The sequence below is a fragment of the Massilia sp. CMS3.1 genome (genome assembly GCF_051262535.1).
Classification (GTDB): Bacteria; Pseudomonadota; Gammaproteobacteria; order Burkholderiales; family Burkholderiaceae_D; genus Telluria.
On record NZ_JBIMES010000011.1, the window covers coordinates 65702 to 81693 of the forward strand.

At 66.0% G+C, this 15992-nt stretch carries 9 protein-coding genes and 4 tRNA genes; 9 read left to right on the forward strand and 4 right to left on the reverse strand.

Going from position 1 to position 15992, the window contains the following annotated elements; translation table 11 throughout:
* Nucleotides 1-35 precede the first annotated feature (35 nt).
* A complete protein-coding gene (locus tag ACHAC9_RS17760) occupies nucleotides 36-4001 on the reverse strand; it encodes a sensor histidine kinase (RefSeq protein ID WP_435761787.1) in 3966 nt (1321 codons plus the stop codon).
* Between the two features lie 109 nt (nucleotides 4002-4110).
* Between ACHAC9_RS17760 and ACHAC9_RS17765 the strand changes: the two genes are divergently transcribed.
* From ACHAC9_RS17765 to ACHAC9_RS17780, 4 genes are all read left to right on the forward strand, one after another.
* Nucleotides 4111-4187 (forward strand) — tRNA-Arg (locus ACHAC9_RS17765).
* Between the two features lie 107 nt (nucleotides 4188-4294).
* Nucleotides 4295-4371: transfer RNA gene (locus tag ACHAC9_RS17770), tRNA-Arg, on the forward strand.
* 108 nt (nucleotides 4372-4479) lie between these two features.
* Nucleotides 4480-4556: transfer RNA gene (locus tag ACHAC9_RS17775), tRNA-Arg, on the forward strand.
* Nucleotides 4557-4663: 107 nt separating this feature from the next.
* A tRNA-Arg gene (locus ACHAC9_RS17780) sits at nucleotides 4664-4740 on the forward strand.
* A 219-nt stretch (nucleotides 4741-4959) separates the two neighbouring features.
* Here ACHAC9_RS17780 and ACHAC9_RS17785 read toward each other — a convergent pair.
* Both ACHAC9_RS17785 and ACHAC9_RS17790 read right to left on the reverse strand, forming a co-directional pair.
* Nucleotides 4960-6852 (reverse strand): hybrid sensor histidine kinase/response regulator, encoded by a 1893-nt coding sequence (locus ACHAC9_RS17785; protein WP_435761789.1) that lies wholly within the window; start codon nucleotides 6850-6852, stop codon nucleotides 4960-4962.
* A complete protein-coding gene (locus tag ACHAC9_RS17790) occupies nucleotides 6852-7472 on the reverse strand; it encodes a YfiR family protein (RefSeq protein WP_435761791.1) in 621 nt (206 codons plus the stop codon). Before ACHAC9_RS17790 ends, ACHAC9_RS17785 begins: the two co-directional genes overlap by 1 nt.
* 492 nt (nucleotides 7473-7964) lie before the next feature.
* Here ACHAC9_RS17790 and ACHAC9_RS17795 point away from each other — a divergent pair, with 492 nt between their 5' ends.
* The 4 genes from ACHAC9_RS17795 (at nucleotide 7965) to ACHAC9_RS17810 (ending at nucleotide 13382) form a co-directional block, all read left to right on the forward strand.
* Nucleotides 7965-8108, forward strand: coding sequence for a hypothetical protein (locus ACHAC9_RS17795; RefSeq protein WP_435761793.1), 144 nt, complete (start codon nucleotides 7965-7967; stop codon nucleotides 8106-8108).
* A gap of 118 nt (nucleotides 8109-8226) precedes the next feature.
* Nucleotides 8227-9048: a response regulator gene (locus ACHAC9_RS17800; RefSeq protein WP_435761794.1), complete on the forward strand. Its 822-nt coding sequence runs from the start codon at nucleotides 8227-8229 to the stop codon at nucleotides 9046-9048.
* A 194-nt stretch (nucleotides 9049-9242) separates the two neighbouring features.
* A complete protein-coding gene (locus tag ACHAC9_RS17805; RefSeq protein ID WP_435761796.1) occupies nucleotides 9243-12251 on the forward strand; it encodes an ATP-binding protein in 3009 nt (1002 codons plus the stop codon).
* 135 nt (nucleotides 12252-12386) lie between these two features.
* The gene (locus tag ACHAC9_RS17810) at nucleotides 12387-13382 is read left to right on the forward strand and encodes a diguanylate cyclase domain-containing protein (RefSeq protein ID WP_435761798.1); all 996 of its coding nucleotides are present in this window, start codon (nucleotides 12387-12389) and stop codon (nucleotides 13380-13382) included.
* Nucleotides 13383-13605: 223 nt separating this feature from the next.
* Here ACHAC9_RS17810 and ACHAC9_RS17815 read toward each other — a convergent pair whose 3' ends face one another.
* Complete coding sequence (locus ACHAC9_RS17815) at nucleotides 13606-14058, reverse strand: hypothetical protein (protein WP_435761800.1); 453 nt, start codon at nucleotides 14056-14058, stop codon at nucleotides 13606-13608.
* A 263-nt stretch (nucleotides 14059-14321) separates the two neighbouring features.
* Between ACHAC9_RS17815 and ACHAC9_RS17820 the strand changes: the two genes are divergently transcribed.
* Nucleotides 14322-15950 carry an ATP-binding response regulator gene (locus ACHAC9_RS17820; protein ID WP_435761802.1) on the forward strand — a complete coding sequence of 543 codons (1629 nt, stop codon included), beginning with the start codon at nucleotides 14322-14324 and terminating at the stop codon, nucleotides 15948-15950.
* The last annotated feature ends 42 nt before the right edge of the window (nucleotides 15951-15992 follow it).

A 15992-nucleotide genomic window follows, 5' to 3' on the forward strand; every position in this document is an offset into this window, starting at 1 on the left:
GGAACCCAGCGATGCTATCACAGGGCAGGCGCGCTTCACGCGTGCGCCGCGCGCTCCTCGCCCCGGGGCCGCGTCCCGGTCGCGCGCAGGGGCAGTTCGAGGATGAAGACGGTGCCCCCGCCGGGCTCGCTCTCTACCCGGATCGTGCCGCCAAGGAGCGAGGTGGCGATGGTGTGGGCGATGTTCAGGCCCAGGCCGGTGCCGCCCTGCCCCATGCGCGTGGTGAAGAAGGGGTCGAACACGCGCGCCAGGTGCAGCGGGGAGATGCCGCGGCCGTCGTCGGCGAACGCGATGCGCACCCAGTCTTCGCCCCGCAGTTCGGCCGACAGGCGCATGCTGCCGCCCGGCCCGTCGAATGCATGCAGCAGCGCGTTGTTGACGAAGTTGATCAGGACCTGCCCGAACGGCCCCGGATAACTGTCCATCGCGATCGCCCCGGGCACCGCGAGTTCGAGCGTGTGGCCGGCCAGGCGCACCTTGTTCATCAGGGTGGCGGCGATTTCCTGGCAGGCCTGCGCCAGGTCGAAGCAGCGGCGCTGGGCGCTGGCCTGGTCGACCGAGACCTGGCGGAAGCTGTTCACCAGTTCGGCTGCCTGGTGCAGGCTGCGCACGATCAGCTCCGACGCCTCGCCCGCCGCGCCGACATAGCTTGACAGTTCCGAGCGCCGCAGCGCCGAGGTCTCGAGCGCCTGCGCGATGGCGGACGTTTTTTCGTGCAGCGTGCTGGCCATCAGCAGGCTGTTGCCGATCGGGGTATTCAGTTCGTGCGCGACGCCGGCCACGAGCGAACCGAGCGAGGCAAGCTTTTCCTGCGCCGCCAGCTGGCCCTGCACGTCCTTCAACTGGCGGTAGGCCTGGGCATTGTCGAGCGCGACGCCGACGTAGGCCGCCAGCGTGCGCAGCATGTCGAGGTGCACGCGCTGGTAGGCGCGCGGCGCGAAGCTCTGCACGCTCAATGCGCCCAGCACGCGCCGGCCGGCCAGCACCGGCACGTACAACAACGATTGCGGCAACCCGCCGGCGCAGGCGGCGTCCACTTCGCACGGCAGCGCGCCCGCCGCCACCGCGTCCGGATCGACACCCGGCAGGTAACGCGCGGCATCGAGCGACAGCTCGTTGATGAAGACCTCGCGCCCGTGCTCGATGCACCAGGCGGCCAGCTGGTCCGGGTCGCGCCGGTCGCGCGTCAGGGGCACCGGGCGACGCCCGTTCACCACCGCATACGGGAAGTCGAGCAGCGTGCCCTCGGGCCGCGCCACCGCGACCGCGAACACCGGCGCATCCATCAACACCTGCACGTGCTCGTGCAGCGTGGTCATGATCGCCTCGGTGTCGAGGTTCGCGGTCAGGCGCCGGCCGATATCGGACAGCAGCGCGATGTTGCGGCGCGCGCTGTCGGCCGCCTCGCCCTGCTCCTCGGCCTCGCGCTTGCGCTGTTCGGCCGCGTCCTTCTGCAGCACCAGTTCGGCCGTGCGGGTGCCGACCTCGCGTTCGAGGACCTCCTTTTGCTGCACCAGCGCGCGGATACGCAGGCGGTAGCCGGCCGCAAGGAGCGCGCCGGTCACCGCCAGCGCCACCAGGCGAAACCACGGGTTCTTCCACCAGGGCGGCGTGATAGTGACCGTCACGGCAGCCGGGGCCTCGCTCCAGACACCGTCCTTGTTGCTGGCCCGGACCCGGAACACATAGGTGCCCGGATCGAGATTGGTATAGGTCGCATAGCGCCTGCTTGCATCGGTCTCGACCCAGCCGGCGTCGAAGCCTTCGAGCTGGTAGGCATAGCGGTTGCTGGCGGGGGCCGCGTAGTGCAGGCCGGCGAACTCGAACGAAAACACCGATTCGCGTTGCGTCAGGGTGATCGCGCGGGTGCGGTCGATCGGCGTGGCGAGCCGCTGCGGCTTGTTAAGGACGAGGAAGTCGGTGATCCGTACCACGGGAGGAAAAGGATTGTCGCGGATCGCGCCGGGCAGGAAGGAGACCAGGCCATTGACGCCGCCGAAGTGCAACTGGCCGTCGGGTCCGCGCGCGGCCGAGGCGACGAAGAAGCTCCCCTCGTTCAGGCCATCCTTGGCCGTGTAGTGCTTGTACTGGCCGGTGGCGGGGTCATAGCGGCTGATGCCGTCGGTCATGCTGGCCCACAGGCGGCCCTGGCCGTCTTCCAGCACGGCGCCGATCGGCAGCGGCGCGCGCGCATCGCGCAGCTTCACCGGATGAAATGCGGTCTTGCCGGCGGCATCCCGGTCCATCCGGTGCAGGCCCCCGGCTGTACCGACCCAGAGCTGGCCGCGCGCGCCCAGCGTCAGGCTGTAGACGCGGTTGTGGCGCAGGCTGCCCGCGTCGAGCGGATCGTGGCGGTAGTGGGTGAAGACGCCGCTGCGCCGGTCGAACCGGTCGAGGCCATTGTCGGTCCCGATCCAGAGGATGCCCTGCGCGTCCTCGACCATCGCGAACAAGGCGTTGTCGCCGATTCCCTGCGGATTGCGCGGGTCGTGGCGCCAGGTTTGGCGCACCCGCAAGTCGTCGTCGAGCTGGTACAGGCCCGCGCGCGTGAGGACCCAGAGCACGCCGTCGCGCGTACGCAGCACGTCCTGCACGGTGGCCATGCCCAGTTCCGGCAGCGCGACCTGGTGAAAACGCCCGCCGCCCACGTCGCTCCAGGCCAGCGCGCCGGCGCTGCCGACATACAGGCGGTCGCCGACGATCGAGACGCTGTGGATCACGTCGCTCGGGAGCGTGTCGGCGCGCCCCGCCTGGTGGCGCAGCTGGACGGTGGCGCCGGTGTCCGGGTCGAGCAGCACCAGGCCGCCGCCGGTGCTGCCGATCCAGAGCTTGCCGTCGGCGCGCACGGCGACGTCGCGTGCCTTTTCGAAGCCGATCCGGTAGCTGCCTTCGGGACGGTAGCTGAAATTCGAGAAGCCGCCGCTGGCCAGATCGGTGCGCGACAGACCGCGAAAGCGCGTGCCGACCCAGAGCGTGCCGCTGCGGTCGATCCGGATCGCGCCCACCTGGTTGTCGGACAGGCTGTGCGCGTCGAGCGGCCGGTTGCTGTAGGAGACGAAGCGCCCGCTGGTCGGATCGCGCCACTTCACGCCATCGAGGTCGGTGCCGACCCAGAGCGTGCCGCCGGCGTCGTGATACAAGGCAGCCACACGAACTTCGCCGACGCCGTCAAGCGCGCCGATCGCGCGCCGGCGCGGCCTAGCTTCCCCGATTTCCCATGCTTCCAGCCCGGCGTCGGTGCCGATCCAGAGCGTATCGCGCGGGCCCATCGACAGCGCATTGATGCGTGCGCGGCGCGGGTCCGCATCAAGCGCGGTGAAGTGTTCCATCTGCCGCGCGCCGGGCGCCAGGCGCGCCACCCCGCGCGCCGTGCCGGCCCAAAGCACGCCGTGGCCGTCGAAGGCAAGCGCGCTGACGGCGTTGCCGCCAGGGACGCCGTCGTGGCCGGGGTGGCCGGGGTGGCGGATCGTGATAAAGGCGCCGCTGGCCGGGTCGAAGCGTTTGATGCCGTCATTCGTGGCGAGCCAGAGCATGCCCTGGCGGTCGGCGGTAATCGCGTTGACGCTGCGGTTGCCGCTCGCAGGCGCACCGGCATCGGCCAGCGCATGGCGCACGAACTTGCCGGATGCCGCATCGAAGCGCGCCAGGCCGCCCTTGGTGCCGAACCAGAGGCGCCCCTCGGCATCCTCGAAGGAAGCATTGATGAAGCTGTCGGGGAGCGAGCCGGGGTCTTGCGGGTCGTTGCCGTAGACGGTCATCTGGTAGCCGTCGTAGCGGTTCAGGCCGGCCTGGGTACCGAACCACATGAACCCCTGGCGGTCCTGCAGGATGTTCAGGACCGACCCCTGCGACAGGCCGTGTTCGATCGATACCCGCTCGAAGTGCAAGTTGCGCGGCGCGGCCGCGTTTGCCATGTCGCCCGGCGCCAGCATGGCCAGCACTGCCGCCAGGGAGAAGCGCGCCGCGGTGGAGCAGCCCTTGCGCAAGGTAATGCCCAGCATAGTATCTTCACATCGGATGCAGAACGACTAATTTACCAGAGGATCCAAAAATGTTGTGATAAATTAAGACTTCCGCAAGGCCGTTGCCGCTGCTATAATGCGTGCTCGGGCGGCTGTAGCTCAGCTGGATAGAGTACTTGGCTACGAACCAAGGGGTCGTGGGTTCGATTCCTGCCAGCCGCACCACGAATATGAAGGCCAGATCGCGAGATCTGGCCTTTTTCGTTATGAAACGCGCATGCGCGGCAAGTCCCTTCCCAATCCGGCCATGCCCGGCTATAATGCGTGCTCGGGCGGCTGTAGCTCAGCTGGATAGAGTACTTGGCTACGAACCAAGGGGTCGTGGGTTCGATTCCTGCCAGCCGCACCACGAATACGAAGGCCAGATCGCGAGATCTGGCCTTTTTCGTTGCGGGACCGGCAATCGCGGCAAGGCCCTTCCCAATCCGGCAATGCCCCGTTATAATGCTTGCCTTGGGCGGCTGTAGCTCAGCTGGATAGAGTACTTGGCTACGAACCAAGGGGTCGTGGGTTCGATTCCTGCCAGCCGCACCACGAATACGAAGGCCAGATCGCGAGATCTGGCCTTTTTCGTTGTGGCGGGGCATTCGTGGCAAGGCCCTTCCCAATCTGCCGATGTCCCGCTATAATGCGTGCTTCGGGCGGCTGTAGCTCAGCTGGATAGAGTACTTGGCTACGAACCAAGGGGTCGTGGGTTCGATTCCTGCCAGCCGCACCACAGTTTCAAGGAAATGGCTCAGAAGAGATTCTGGGCCATTTTTCTTTTCCGGCTCCCTTTTTTCCGCGCCCTTCCTTGGCGCCAATCCTTACCGCTGAAGCACATCTGCGAGTCTTCAACCGGGCTTTTTGGCGCGACCGCAAGGCAAAGCAAGTGCGAAGGCCGGGCCGGCGGGAGCGCGCAAGCGCTTCCACCGTACCTTCCTCTCACGCGAGTCCGTCAGGTCCGCAGCTTCTTGACGACGCTGCGGTTGCCCAGAATTTCCTCGATCTGCTCGAAGCGCACCGGCTTGACCATGTGGTGGTCGAACCCAGCCTCGAAAGCGAGCTGGCGATCCTTTTCCTGGCCCCAGCCGGTGACCGCGATGAGTACCGTCATCGGGCCCGAGCTCAGCTTGCGGATCCCGCGCGCCAGGTCGTAGCCCGACATCTGCGGCAGGCCGATGTCGAGGAATGCGTAGTCCGGGCAGAAGCGCGCTGCGGCCGCCAGTGCATCCGGGCCGTTGTGGGTAATCACCACGCTGTGACCCATAGCGGTGAGCAAGGCGCCGATGCTGTTGACGAAGTCGACGTTGTCGTCGGCCAGCAGGATGCGGTAGGTTTCGGTGCTGATGAAGGCCGCCGGGGTGGGCTTGGTCGGCAGTTCCGGCTCGACCACGATCGGCAGGCGCACCGTGAAGCGGCTGCCGCGTCCCAGGCCTTCGCTCGAGGCGGCGATCGTGCCCCCATGTAGTTCGACCAGTTTGCGCGCCAGCGACAGGCCCACGCCCAGGCCGGCATTCGTGCGCTCGAGGGTCGAATCGACCTGCACGAACATTTCGAACACCGAGTCGAGCATGTCGGGCGCCAGGCCAATGCCGGTGTCCATCACGTCCAGCACCAGGGTCTTTTCCTCGACGCGGGCGGCCAGCGTGACACGCCCGCCGCGGTTGGTATATTTGGCAGCGTTGTTGAGCAGGTTCGACAGGATCTGGGCCAGGCGCGTGGCGTCGCCGTGCAGGAACACCGGGCGGTCCGGCAAATCGATCGCCAGTTCGTGCCCATGCAGCTCGATATACGAGCGCACCACCTCCAAAGCGTCATTGACCACGGCTTTGAGTTCGACACGGCCCATCTTGATGGCGAACTTGCCGGTATTGATGCGCGATACGTCGAGTAAATCGTCCACCAGGCGCACCATCTGGCGCAGCTGGCGTTCCATGATGTCGGTCGCGCGCTGGGTGGCCTGGGCATCGCCGCTGCGGATGCGCAGGATGTCCAGGCCGGTGCGGATCGGCGCCAGCGGATTACGGAGCTCATGCGCCAGGGTGGCCAGGAATTCGTCCTTCCGGCGGTCGGCCACGATCAGCGCATCTTCCGCCTTCTGGCGCACGTCCATCTCGTGCTCGAGGGTGCGGTTGGCCGTCTGCAAGGCGTCGGCGCGGCGGCCGATTTCGGCCAGCATGTCGTTGAAGGCTTCGACCAGCACCCCGATTTCGCCGCTGTTATTGCCCGGTACGCGCAGCGTGAAGTCGCGCTGCTGCATCACCTGGCGCGCCACGTTCGTCACCGCTTCCAGCGGGCGGGTGATGGCCGCCTGCAGGCGCGAAGCGACCAGCGCCGCGATCAGCAGCGCGCCGAGCATCACCCCGCCGAGGATGGCACCGTAGTTGAGCAGGCGCTCGAGCAGGCCAAAGCGCGAACGCAGGAAGACGGTGCCCACCGGCTCGCCGTTTTCGACGATGTTGTGCCAGACCTCGAGCGAACCGCGCTCGATGCGGTAGCCGGCCGCCTGCGGGCGCGGCGGCAGCGCCTGATCGGTGCCCGCCTTGGCATAGGTGGCAAAGCGCGCGCCGGTATTCGCGTACACGGCACCGGCCAGGATTTGCGGACGCGCGCGCAGCACCGACAGCTGCTGCTGGGCGGTCAAGGCGTCGTTGAAGGCCAAGGCCGGCGCGGTGACGTTGGCCATGATGTCGGCCTGGGTGGTCAGGTCGTCGACCCAGTAGCGCTGGAAGGTGCGCAGGTCGAGCAGGAGCATGGCGATCGAGGCCGACAGCAGTGCCGCCAGCGTGGTGAAGACAGCCATCTTGATCAGTTTGCTGCGGACGGAACCGGTATCGCGAGAGTGCATCAGCTGTTTCCCTTTACCACGCGATTGGCGACCGTAAGCAGGCGCGAACTGAGTTTCACGTTATTCCTCTCTGCCGAGTCGAGCGAGACGTCGAACCGCACCCGCTCCTCGATAATCCTGAAATTGATGACGCTGCCGTGCTGCAGGCCCAGCTCGCATTCGGTGACCGGCAGCGGGGCCGGCGGGGCCGCGCGCAGGATGCGCGCCGCACGCGCACTGTCGCTGCCGGCGACGAACAGCAGGTGAACCTGGCTCGGCTCGCCTTCGCGCAGCGTGCGCACGATGATCGGGCGCCCGCGCACCTGGCGCCCGGCGACCACGCGTGCCAGCTCGGCCGCCATCTCGTCGGACCCGACCACGCCGATCGTCACAGGAGAGCCACTGTCGGCGAATGCGGCGGCGGGAAAATCGGCATAACCGAGGAACTTGTAGAGAAAGGCGGCCTTGACGCGGCGCTCGAGCGTCTCGCTGCTTGCACTTTGCGCAAACGCGGGCCCCGGGGGCAGCGCGGCACCCACGAACACGGCCGCGGCCCAGGCCAGCGACCAGCCGGCGACGCGCCGGCGCATGCGCGCGGGGGAAGTGGGCTGTGGGGTGCGGTAAAAGCGATGTTGGGTCATTGTCCGGGGTTAAATTAGCAGGTTGCGCTCGTTGCAGATGCGCTAGAACGCCCGGCGCACACCCGGTTTGCCAGACTCGGCCTGCCCATCGTACGCCGACGGGCATGCGGCCATGGGCTCTTCGGCCAAGTCACGCCTGCCGCACAACATGCGCCGAACGCATGATAGCGCGACAGGACCGATTCGGACAGCACGGACATGCACAGCGCCCGACCTGAATTGTTTTTTGACATGTCATGGTAAAACATTTTCCTCAATGCACCAAGCGAGTGCGAGATCTTGTGGGTTGATGCACCAGCCATATGCAGCATCAATAACTGTCATCAGGAATCGGAATTGGCAATTCGTATTGCATTTCAGCATAATTCTTCCTGTCTCCTCTATCTCCTCCTCGGAAATAGATTCAGCCCGCTCTCCAGCGGGCTTTTTTTTGCGCCGCCGGCGCACCGGCTTGCTATCATTCTCCCCTCCGCCGCCCGGCGCATCGGGAGAATGACCTCGATACGGCATGCAAGCGTCCCCACGATCGAATTCTGGTTCGAATTCGGCAGCAACTACAGTTACCTGGCCGCGCTGCGTATAGCGGCGCTGGCGCACGAGGCCGGCATCGCCCTCGCAGCCGGGCCGCAGGCTTGACGCGTGGACAAGCGCGGCGGCCCCCTGCACCTGGCCTGCACTTCCAGCGGGCAGACAAACACCATTCATTTAGTGTACGATTCGGCCATGTTTTTGAATACACAACAGGCCGTTTCCCATGCTCGCTTCCGGTAAGTCCGCCCGCACTGTCTCCTCCTACGACTGGAGCGCCAGCGCGCTCGGTGATCCCGCGGGGTGGCCGCAGCCGCTGCGCGTTGCCGCCGACCTGATGTTCAACACGCCGCTCCCGATGCTGCTGGCCTGGGGCGAACAGCCGATCGTGCTGTGCAACGAGGCCTATGGCGCCCTTGCCGGGCCGGGATTTTCGCGCGTGCCCGGCGGCTCGGTACCGGCCGTGCTGCCGCCGCCGTTCGCTGCAGCGGACGCGGCACTGGCAGACGCATGGCGCGGCGAAGCGGCCTGCGTTGCCGGCGCAGCCGTCAATTTCGGGACCGGGCGGGCGCACTTCGACCTGTACTTCACGCCGGTCGGCGCGCAGGGCGGCGCCAAGGGCGTGCTGTGCGCCCTGGCCGCAGCCGAAGCGGCGCAGCCGCAGGCGCTCGAGGAGCCGGGCACCCTCAGTATCCTGGTGGTCGAGGACAACCTCGATTCCCAATACCTGGTCTGCGAGATGCTCAAGGCCTTTGGGTACGAGGCCGACGGCGTGGCCCATCCGGACGACGCACTGGCGCATCTCGCCGCGCGGCATTATCACGTGCTGTTCACCGACGTCAGCCTTCCCGGCATGTCCGGCGTCGACCTGGCGCGCCTGTCGCTGGGGCGCTATCCGCACCTGAAAGTGATTTTTGCATCGGGCTATGGCGACATGTTGCTGCGCCATCTCGACTTCCCCTATCAGTCGCTGCAAAAGCCCTACGAGCTCGATCAGCTGCAGGACGCGCTCGGGCAGGTCACGGGCGCGCTGCGGGCGGGCGCCTGAGTGAGGGTCATGCGTGTGCAACCAAACGGAGCGGCCGGGCTAGAATGGCCGGGAAGCGCGCCTGCGGGCGAGCGCCCCGTCTTGCAGAGCCCCGGTCTTGCCATGATCTCCACCCAATCGATCCCCTGCCGTTCCCGCATTCCCGCCCCCCGTGCGGCGCTGGCGTGCGGCGCCATGTTTCCCGGGAGCGCCGCGTGAGCGAAAACCGCGACGACCTGGAAATGATGCGTTCGGCAGCATTGCGCACCGCCACGAACGTGCTCGCTGCGCGCCAGCAGGCCGAAGCCGAGCTCGGCGCCGCCAGGGAAGCGCTGCGGCAGGCCAACGAGCGTACCGAAAACATGCTCGAAAGTCTGACCGATGCCTTTTGCGCGGTCGACTTCGACTGGCGCATCACCTATGTCAACGGACGCGCCCTGCAGTTGCTGGCGCCGCTGAACAAGTCGCGTGAAGGCCTGGTCGGCAAACGCCTGTGGGACGAGTTCCAGGAACTCGACGGCACCAACCTGGCGACCGAAATCGAGCGCGCGATGGACTCGCGCCAGACCGGCAGCCGTGAATTCTTCTATCCGCGCCTCGCGGTCTGGCTCGAGGCGCGCATGTATCCGTCGCCGGACGGCCTGACCCTGTATTTCCACGACATCACGCGGCGCCGCGCCGACCAGCAAGCCCTGATGGACGGCAACAGCCGGCTGCAGGTGGCCCTGGCCGCCGGCCGCCTGGGCGACTGGCGCTGGGATGCCGCCAGCGACCGCGTCAGCCTGGGCGAGCGTGCCGCCGACATTCTCGGCCTCAACCCGGAAGTGGCCCATGCCTGGGCCGCGCTGCGCGCGCGCCTGGACGAACCGGACCGCGAGACCGTGCGCCGCGAAGTGCTGCATGCCTTTGCAACGCACGCCGACCTGAACCTTGAATGCCGCCTGCTGCCGGATGGCGGCCAGGTGCGCTGGATTGCCCTGGTGGGCCGCGCCGACTACGCCGACCCCGCCCTGCTTGATAAGGTCACCGGCATGACCGGCGTGGTGCAGGACATTTCCCTGCGCAAGAGCGCCGAGGACAGCCTGCGCCAGAGCGAAGAAGTGCTGCGCGCGCTGGCCAACACGATCCCGCAACTGGCCTGGATGGCCCAGGCCGACGGCGCGATCGTCTGGTTCAACGAACGCTGGTACGACTACACCGGCACCACACCCGACGGCGCGACTGGCTGGGGCTGGCAAGACACGGTCGAACCGGACGCCCTGCCCGCCATGCTGGAACAATGGCGCGCATCGATCGGGAGCGGCGCGCCGTTCGAGATGGAATACCCGATCCGCGGCGCCGATGGTCACTACCGCTGGTTCCTGACGCGCGTGAACGCGGTGCGCGACCGCAGCGGCCAGGTCGTGCGCTGGTTCGGCACGAATACCGACGTCGACCAGGTCAAGCGTGTGGAGCAAGCACTGCGCGAAGAATCGAAGGTGCTCGAACTGCTCAACAGCACCGGCGGCGCACTGGCCTCCGCACGCGACCTGCGCTCGCTGCTGCAAGTGGCGACCGACGCCGCCAGCGGCGTGGCCGCCGCGCGTTTCGCCGCCTTCTTCTACCACGGCAAGGAAAACGAAGGGCCGACCTTCTCGCTGTATACACTGTCGGGCGGCACCGCCAACGACTTCCAGAGCTTCGGCGAACCGCATGCGAGCACCCTGTTCGGACCAAGCTTTCGCGGCGCCGGCGTGATCCGTTCCGACGACATCACGTGCGACGCGCGCTACGGCCAGAGCCCCATCAAGTTCAGCCTGCTGTCGGGCCAGCCGACGGTGCGCAGCTATCTCGCCGTGCCGGTCATGGCGGGCTCCGGCGAAGTGCTGGGTACCATGCTCTTCGGCCACCCGGAGCCGGGCATCTTCACCGAACGCACCGAGCGCATCGTGCGCGGGATTGCCGCCCAGGCCGCGGTTGCGCTCGACAATACGCGCCTGTACGAAGCGGCCCAGCAGGCCGCCGAAGAGCGCAAGGTCCTGCTCGAGAGCGAACGCGAGGCGCGTGCCGAGGCTGAGCGCTCGAGCCAGATGAAGGACGAGTTCCTCGCCACGCTCTCGCACGAACTGCGCACGCCGCTCTCGGCCATCCTCGGCTGGGCCCAGGTACTGCGCCGCGGCGGCAAGGACGAGGCCGACCTGCAACGCGGCCTGCAGACGATCGAGCGCAACGCGCGCGCCCAGGCCCAGCTGATCGAAGACCTGCTCGACATGAGCCGCATCACCTCGGGCAAGGTGCTGCTCGACATGCAGACGCTGAACCCGCACGGCTTCCTCGACGCCGCCATCGAGACCGTTCGCCCCGCGGCCGACGCCAAGAACATCCGCATCGAGAAACGCTACCAACAGAATCCCGGCATGGTCGCGGGAGACGCGGCGCGCTTGCAGCAAGTGGTGTGGAACCTGCTCTCGAACGCGATCAAGTTCACCCCGCGCGACGGCGTGGTCACGGTCGAACTCGAAGCGCTCGACGGCTCGGTCGTGGTCACGGTGCGCGACACCGGCGCCGGCATCGCTCCGGAATTCATCACCCATGTCTTCGAACGCTTCCGCCAGGCCGACGCCTCAATGACGCGCCGCCACGGCGGCCTGGGCCTGGGCCTGGCGATCGTCAAGCACCTGATCGAGCAGCATGGCGGCACGGTGCGCGCCGAGAGCCCGGGCGAAGGGCGCGGCGCAAGCTTCTCGTTCGAACTGCCGCTGGCCAAGGGAATGACCCGCGCCGAGCGCCGCAGCAGCATGATCCTGGGCAGCCCGCCGCCGGCCGCGCCTGATCTCACCTTGCGCGACTTGACGGGCGTGTCGGTGCTGGTGGTCGACGACGACCGCGACGCGCGCGAATTGATCCTGCGCATCCTGACCGACTGCCATGCGAAGGTCCGCATCGCGGCCAGCGCGCGCGATGCCTTCACGGCCCTGCAGGCAGACATGCCCGACCTCCTGATCAGCGACCTCGGCATGCCCGAAGTCGATGGGTTTGAGTTATTGTCGTGGATACGGGCCCTGCCGCGCGACCGCGGCGGCCTGCTGCCGGCAGTGGCGCTGACCGCGTTCGCCCGTTCGGAAGACCGCTTGCGGGCACTCGAAGCGGGCTTCAGTTCGCATATTTCCAAGCCGGTCGAGCCGAACGAATTGGTCGACGTGGTGGGGTCGCTGGTCCGTCCATCGGCGGCGCGAAAACGATAATGAAGTTCCTACCAGCGGACGCGGCGCTGTCCTACAAGAAATTCTTCCAGGTTTGGTAGACTAGTTGAGGTGGGAAAGTTGGATTTCTGAAGTGAAACTAGTTTCCTTCAAGTACCTATTTCGAAGAGAACAAGCATGCCGAGCAGACAAGAAATTCTGAATGCCAAGATCCTGGTCGTGGACGATTCGCCGGACAATATCGAATTGATGGAAGAGATATTGCGCGAAGAGGGCTACGTTAACGTCAGCTCGACCATGGAGCCGGAGCAGGTCTGCCCGCTGCATCGCGAGCACAACTACGATCTCATCTTGCTCGACCTGCAAATGCCGGGCCTGAACGGTTTCCAGGTCATGAAAAGCCTGAAGGAAATCGAAAAAGGCGGCTACCTGCCGGTGCTGGCCCTCACCGCCCAGCCGAGTTTCAAGATTGCAGCCCTGGAAGCGGGCGCGCGCGATTTCATCAGCAAACCGTTCGACCTGCTGGAAGTGCACAAGCGCATCCACAATATGCTTGAAGTGCGCCTGCTCTATAAAGAGCTGGCCCAGTACAGCCGCGCCCAGCAGGAACTGGCCTTGCACGACGCCCTCACCGGCCTGCCGAACCGGCGCCTGCTGGAAGACCGCATCGAGACCGCCCTGCAGCACGCCAACCGCAGCCATGCGAAGGCGGCGATCATGTACCTCGATCTCGACGGCTTCAAGGCGATCAACGACACCTACGGCCATGCCTACGGCGACGAGATCCTGAAAATGGTGTCGCAGCGCCTGCTGTCGTCCTCGCGCAAGGAAGACACGGTCGCGCGCCTGGGTGGCGATGAATTCATGGTCGTGCTGGGCGACATCCACAGTCTGGCAGACGCCCAGGGTCCGGCCGCCAAGCTGGTCGAAGCGCTGTGCGAGCCTTTCTTCATCAACGACCTGACGCTGCGCCTGTCGACCTCGATCGGCATTAGCATCTATCCGGACGACGCCGAATCGGTCGACGCCCTGATCAGCATCGCCGACTACGCCTTGTACGAAGCCAAGCGCGCCGGCAAGAACCGCTTCTGCTCTACCGGCAGCGCGCCGAAGGCGGCGATCGTCAAGACCCCGGCCAAGCAGGCGACGCCGGAGCTGGTGCCGCACAGGTAAGTTTGAGGGACAGTGCATGACAGATAGGGCCCAATCTCGACACATCGGGATTGGGCTTTTTTGCATTCGAATGGCCGGAGGCTGTACGGTTTGCAGCGGTACAGCAGCGGATCAGCCGTCGCGACGAGTCCGCCCGATCGACAAGATCAACCCCACAAACGACAACGGCGCAGGCACCTGAATTCGCTGCAGGTGCCTGCGCCGTTCCCGCCAAGCGAACCGATCAAGCCGTGCCGCTACCGGTCGATTCGGTGCGCGCGCTGCCGACGTTGGCCTGGCCGCAAGCGGCCTCATTGTGCGCGGCGATCGCCGACGCGTTCTGGTGGTCGCGTGCTGCTTCCACCTTATCAGGAGCGACTTCGATGCGGGTGATGCCCGAATCGACCGAGATCGGGTCGCTGGCCGGGAAGGTCATCTCGACCGCCTCGTCGAGCAGGGTTTCCCTGGCCGTTTCCGAGCTCGAAGGATGCTCGGCGCTGGCCATCATTTCGATGGCGACCGCATGGGTGATGAACTTGAGCTGGGCCAGCTGGCGAATCGTGCTCACGTTGAAGGCGTCCTGGAAAGCCTGCGCCTCTTTTTCGCCGATGCCGCACAGGGCCGTCAGCGGTGCATCCACCAGTTCTCGCAGCGATTTGCCATGGTACTGCTCGCTTACAATCGTATTGATATTCATGTTTGTCCTCTTAGGTAATCAGCCTGTCCGCCAACTTCGACACGGTTGCACTGGACACGGTTCCACTATCGCATGCGCGCCCCTATTAGTATGTGCGCTGGCGAACACGCAACACGCTGCACGATTGCCCATAAACACCAGAAATTGCCGTGCTATTATTCTGGCGCCCGATTTGTGTCTTTACTTTGGAAAACAAAGGCTCTCTGCTATCCTTTCAGTCCCGCAGAATCCTGGCCCCTAACGACGAACGCAGCAGGAACGACGTGCCAACTACCGACAAACCAAAAATTCTGGTCGTCAATGACGATGCGGCAAGCCTGCTGGCCCTGAGCAGTTTGCTGGACCAATGGGCCGAGGAGACCGGCTATACGGTCCTGGCCGCGCGTTCCGGCCAGGAAGCGCTGCGCCAGGTGCTGCTGCACGACTTTGCCGTCATCATACTGGACGTCAACATGCCCGGCATGGACGGCTTCGAGACGGCCGAGGCAATCCACCAGCGCGCACGCTCGGCCGATATTCCGATCATCTTCGTCACCGCTTTCCTGGCCGACGAGATCGACCGCTTGAAGGCATACCAGCGCGGCGCCGCCGATTTCCTGTTCACGCCGGTCATCCCGCAGATCCTGCACGCCAAGGTCTCGGTGTTCGTGGCCCTGGCCAACAAGAACGAGCAGTTGCGGCGCCAGACGGAAAAGCTGTCGCAGCGCACCCTGGAGCTGACCGGTACCAACGAGCGCCTGATGCGCGAGATCGAAGACCGCCAGGCGGCCGAGCGCAAGAGCCACGCCAAGGACGAGTTCCTGGCCATGCTCGGCCACGAACTGCGTAATCCCCTGTCGGCCATCTCCAGCGCCGCAGCCCTGATCGACATGCCGGGCGCGCACGCCGAGATGGCCTCCAGGGCCCGCCAGATCATCCAGCGCCAGACCCAGCACTTGTCGCGCATCGTCGACGACCTGCTCGACCTGTCGCGCGCGATGTCGGGCAAGATTCTGTTGGCACGCAAATCGGTCGACATGGCCGGCCTGGTCGGCGCCTGCCTCGACACCTTCCGCGCCACCGGCCGCACCGGCGGCTACCGCATCAATGTCGACCTGGCGCCGAACTGGGTCGACGGCGACCCGACGCGGCTGGAACAGATTGCGACGAACCTGATAGACAACGCGCTGAAATACACGCCGGCCGGCGGCACCATCGACATCACGATCGGCGCCGAGAATGACGACGTGCTGCTGACGGTGCGCGATACCGGTGTCGGCATCTCTTCCGATCTGCTGCCGCACGTATTCGACGTCTTCGTGCAGGGCTCGATCAGCCTGGACCGCGCCCAAGGCGGCCTGGGCATCGGGCTGTCGCTGGTGCGGCGCCTGGTCGAGCTGCATGACGGCAGCGTCAGCGCCACCAGCAGCGGCGCCGGCGAAGGAAGCGCCTTCACGATCCGCTTGCCGCGCGCCGAAGCCTCCCAGGACCAGGCCACGCCACATGCGAGGCCTGCCGATGCAGTGGCGGGCAAACCAGCGGTCCTGCTGATCGAAGACAACGAGGATGGCCGCGAAATGATGGCGACCATGCTCGACGTGTATGGCTATCCGGTGCTGCAGTCGGCCGACGGCCTGGACGGCGTTGCACTGGCGACCGCGCACCTGCCGAACGTGGCCCTGGTCGACATCGGCCTGCCCGGTATCGATGGCTACGAAGTGGCGCGCCGCCTGCGCGCCAACCCGGCGACGAGCGCCATGCGCCTGATCGCCCTGACCGGCTACGGCCTGGCCGAAGACCAGCGCCGCGTGCTGGAAGCGGGTTTCGACATGCACCTGGTCAAACCAGTGGATATTGCCCAGCTGCTGGAGGCGCTCGGAGAGCTTGCGCACTTACCGGCCGCGGCGGGCTGAACGGTTCAAGCTACGAACGACAAAAACGGCGCCTCGGCGCCG

Bases quoted from the DNA above. Each gene is read 5' to 3' on its own strand.
- ACHAC9_RS17815 (WP_435761800.1), bottom strand. From the start codon at position 14,058: ATGAATATCAATACGATTGTAAGCGAGCAGTACCATGGCAAATCGCTG.
- ACHAC9_RS17800 (WP_435761794.1), top strand. From the start codon at position 8,227: ATGCTCGCTTCCGGTAAGTCCGCCCGCACTGTCTCCTCCTACGACTGG.
- ACHAC9_RS17790 (WP_435761791.1), bottom strand. From the start codon at position 7,472: ATGACCCAACATCGCTTTTACCGCACCCCACAGCCCACTTCCCCCGCG.
- ACHAC9_RS17810 (WP_435761798.1), top strand. From the start codon at position 12,387: ATGCCGAGCAGACAAGAAATTCTGAATGCCAAGATCCTGGTCGTGGAC.
- ACHAC9_RS17760 (WP_435761787.1), bottom strand. From the start codon at position 4,001: ATGCTGGGCATTACCTTGCGCAAGGGCTGCTCCACCGCGGCGCGCTTC.
- ACHAC9_RS17795 (WP_435761793.1), top strand. From the start codon at position 7,965: ATGACCTCGATACGGCATGCAAGCGTCCCCACGATCGAATTCTGGTTC.
- ACHAC9_RS17785 (WP_435761789.1), bottom strand. From the start codon at position 6,852: ATGCACTCTCGCGATACCGGTTCCGTCCGCAGCAAACTGATCAAGATG.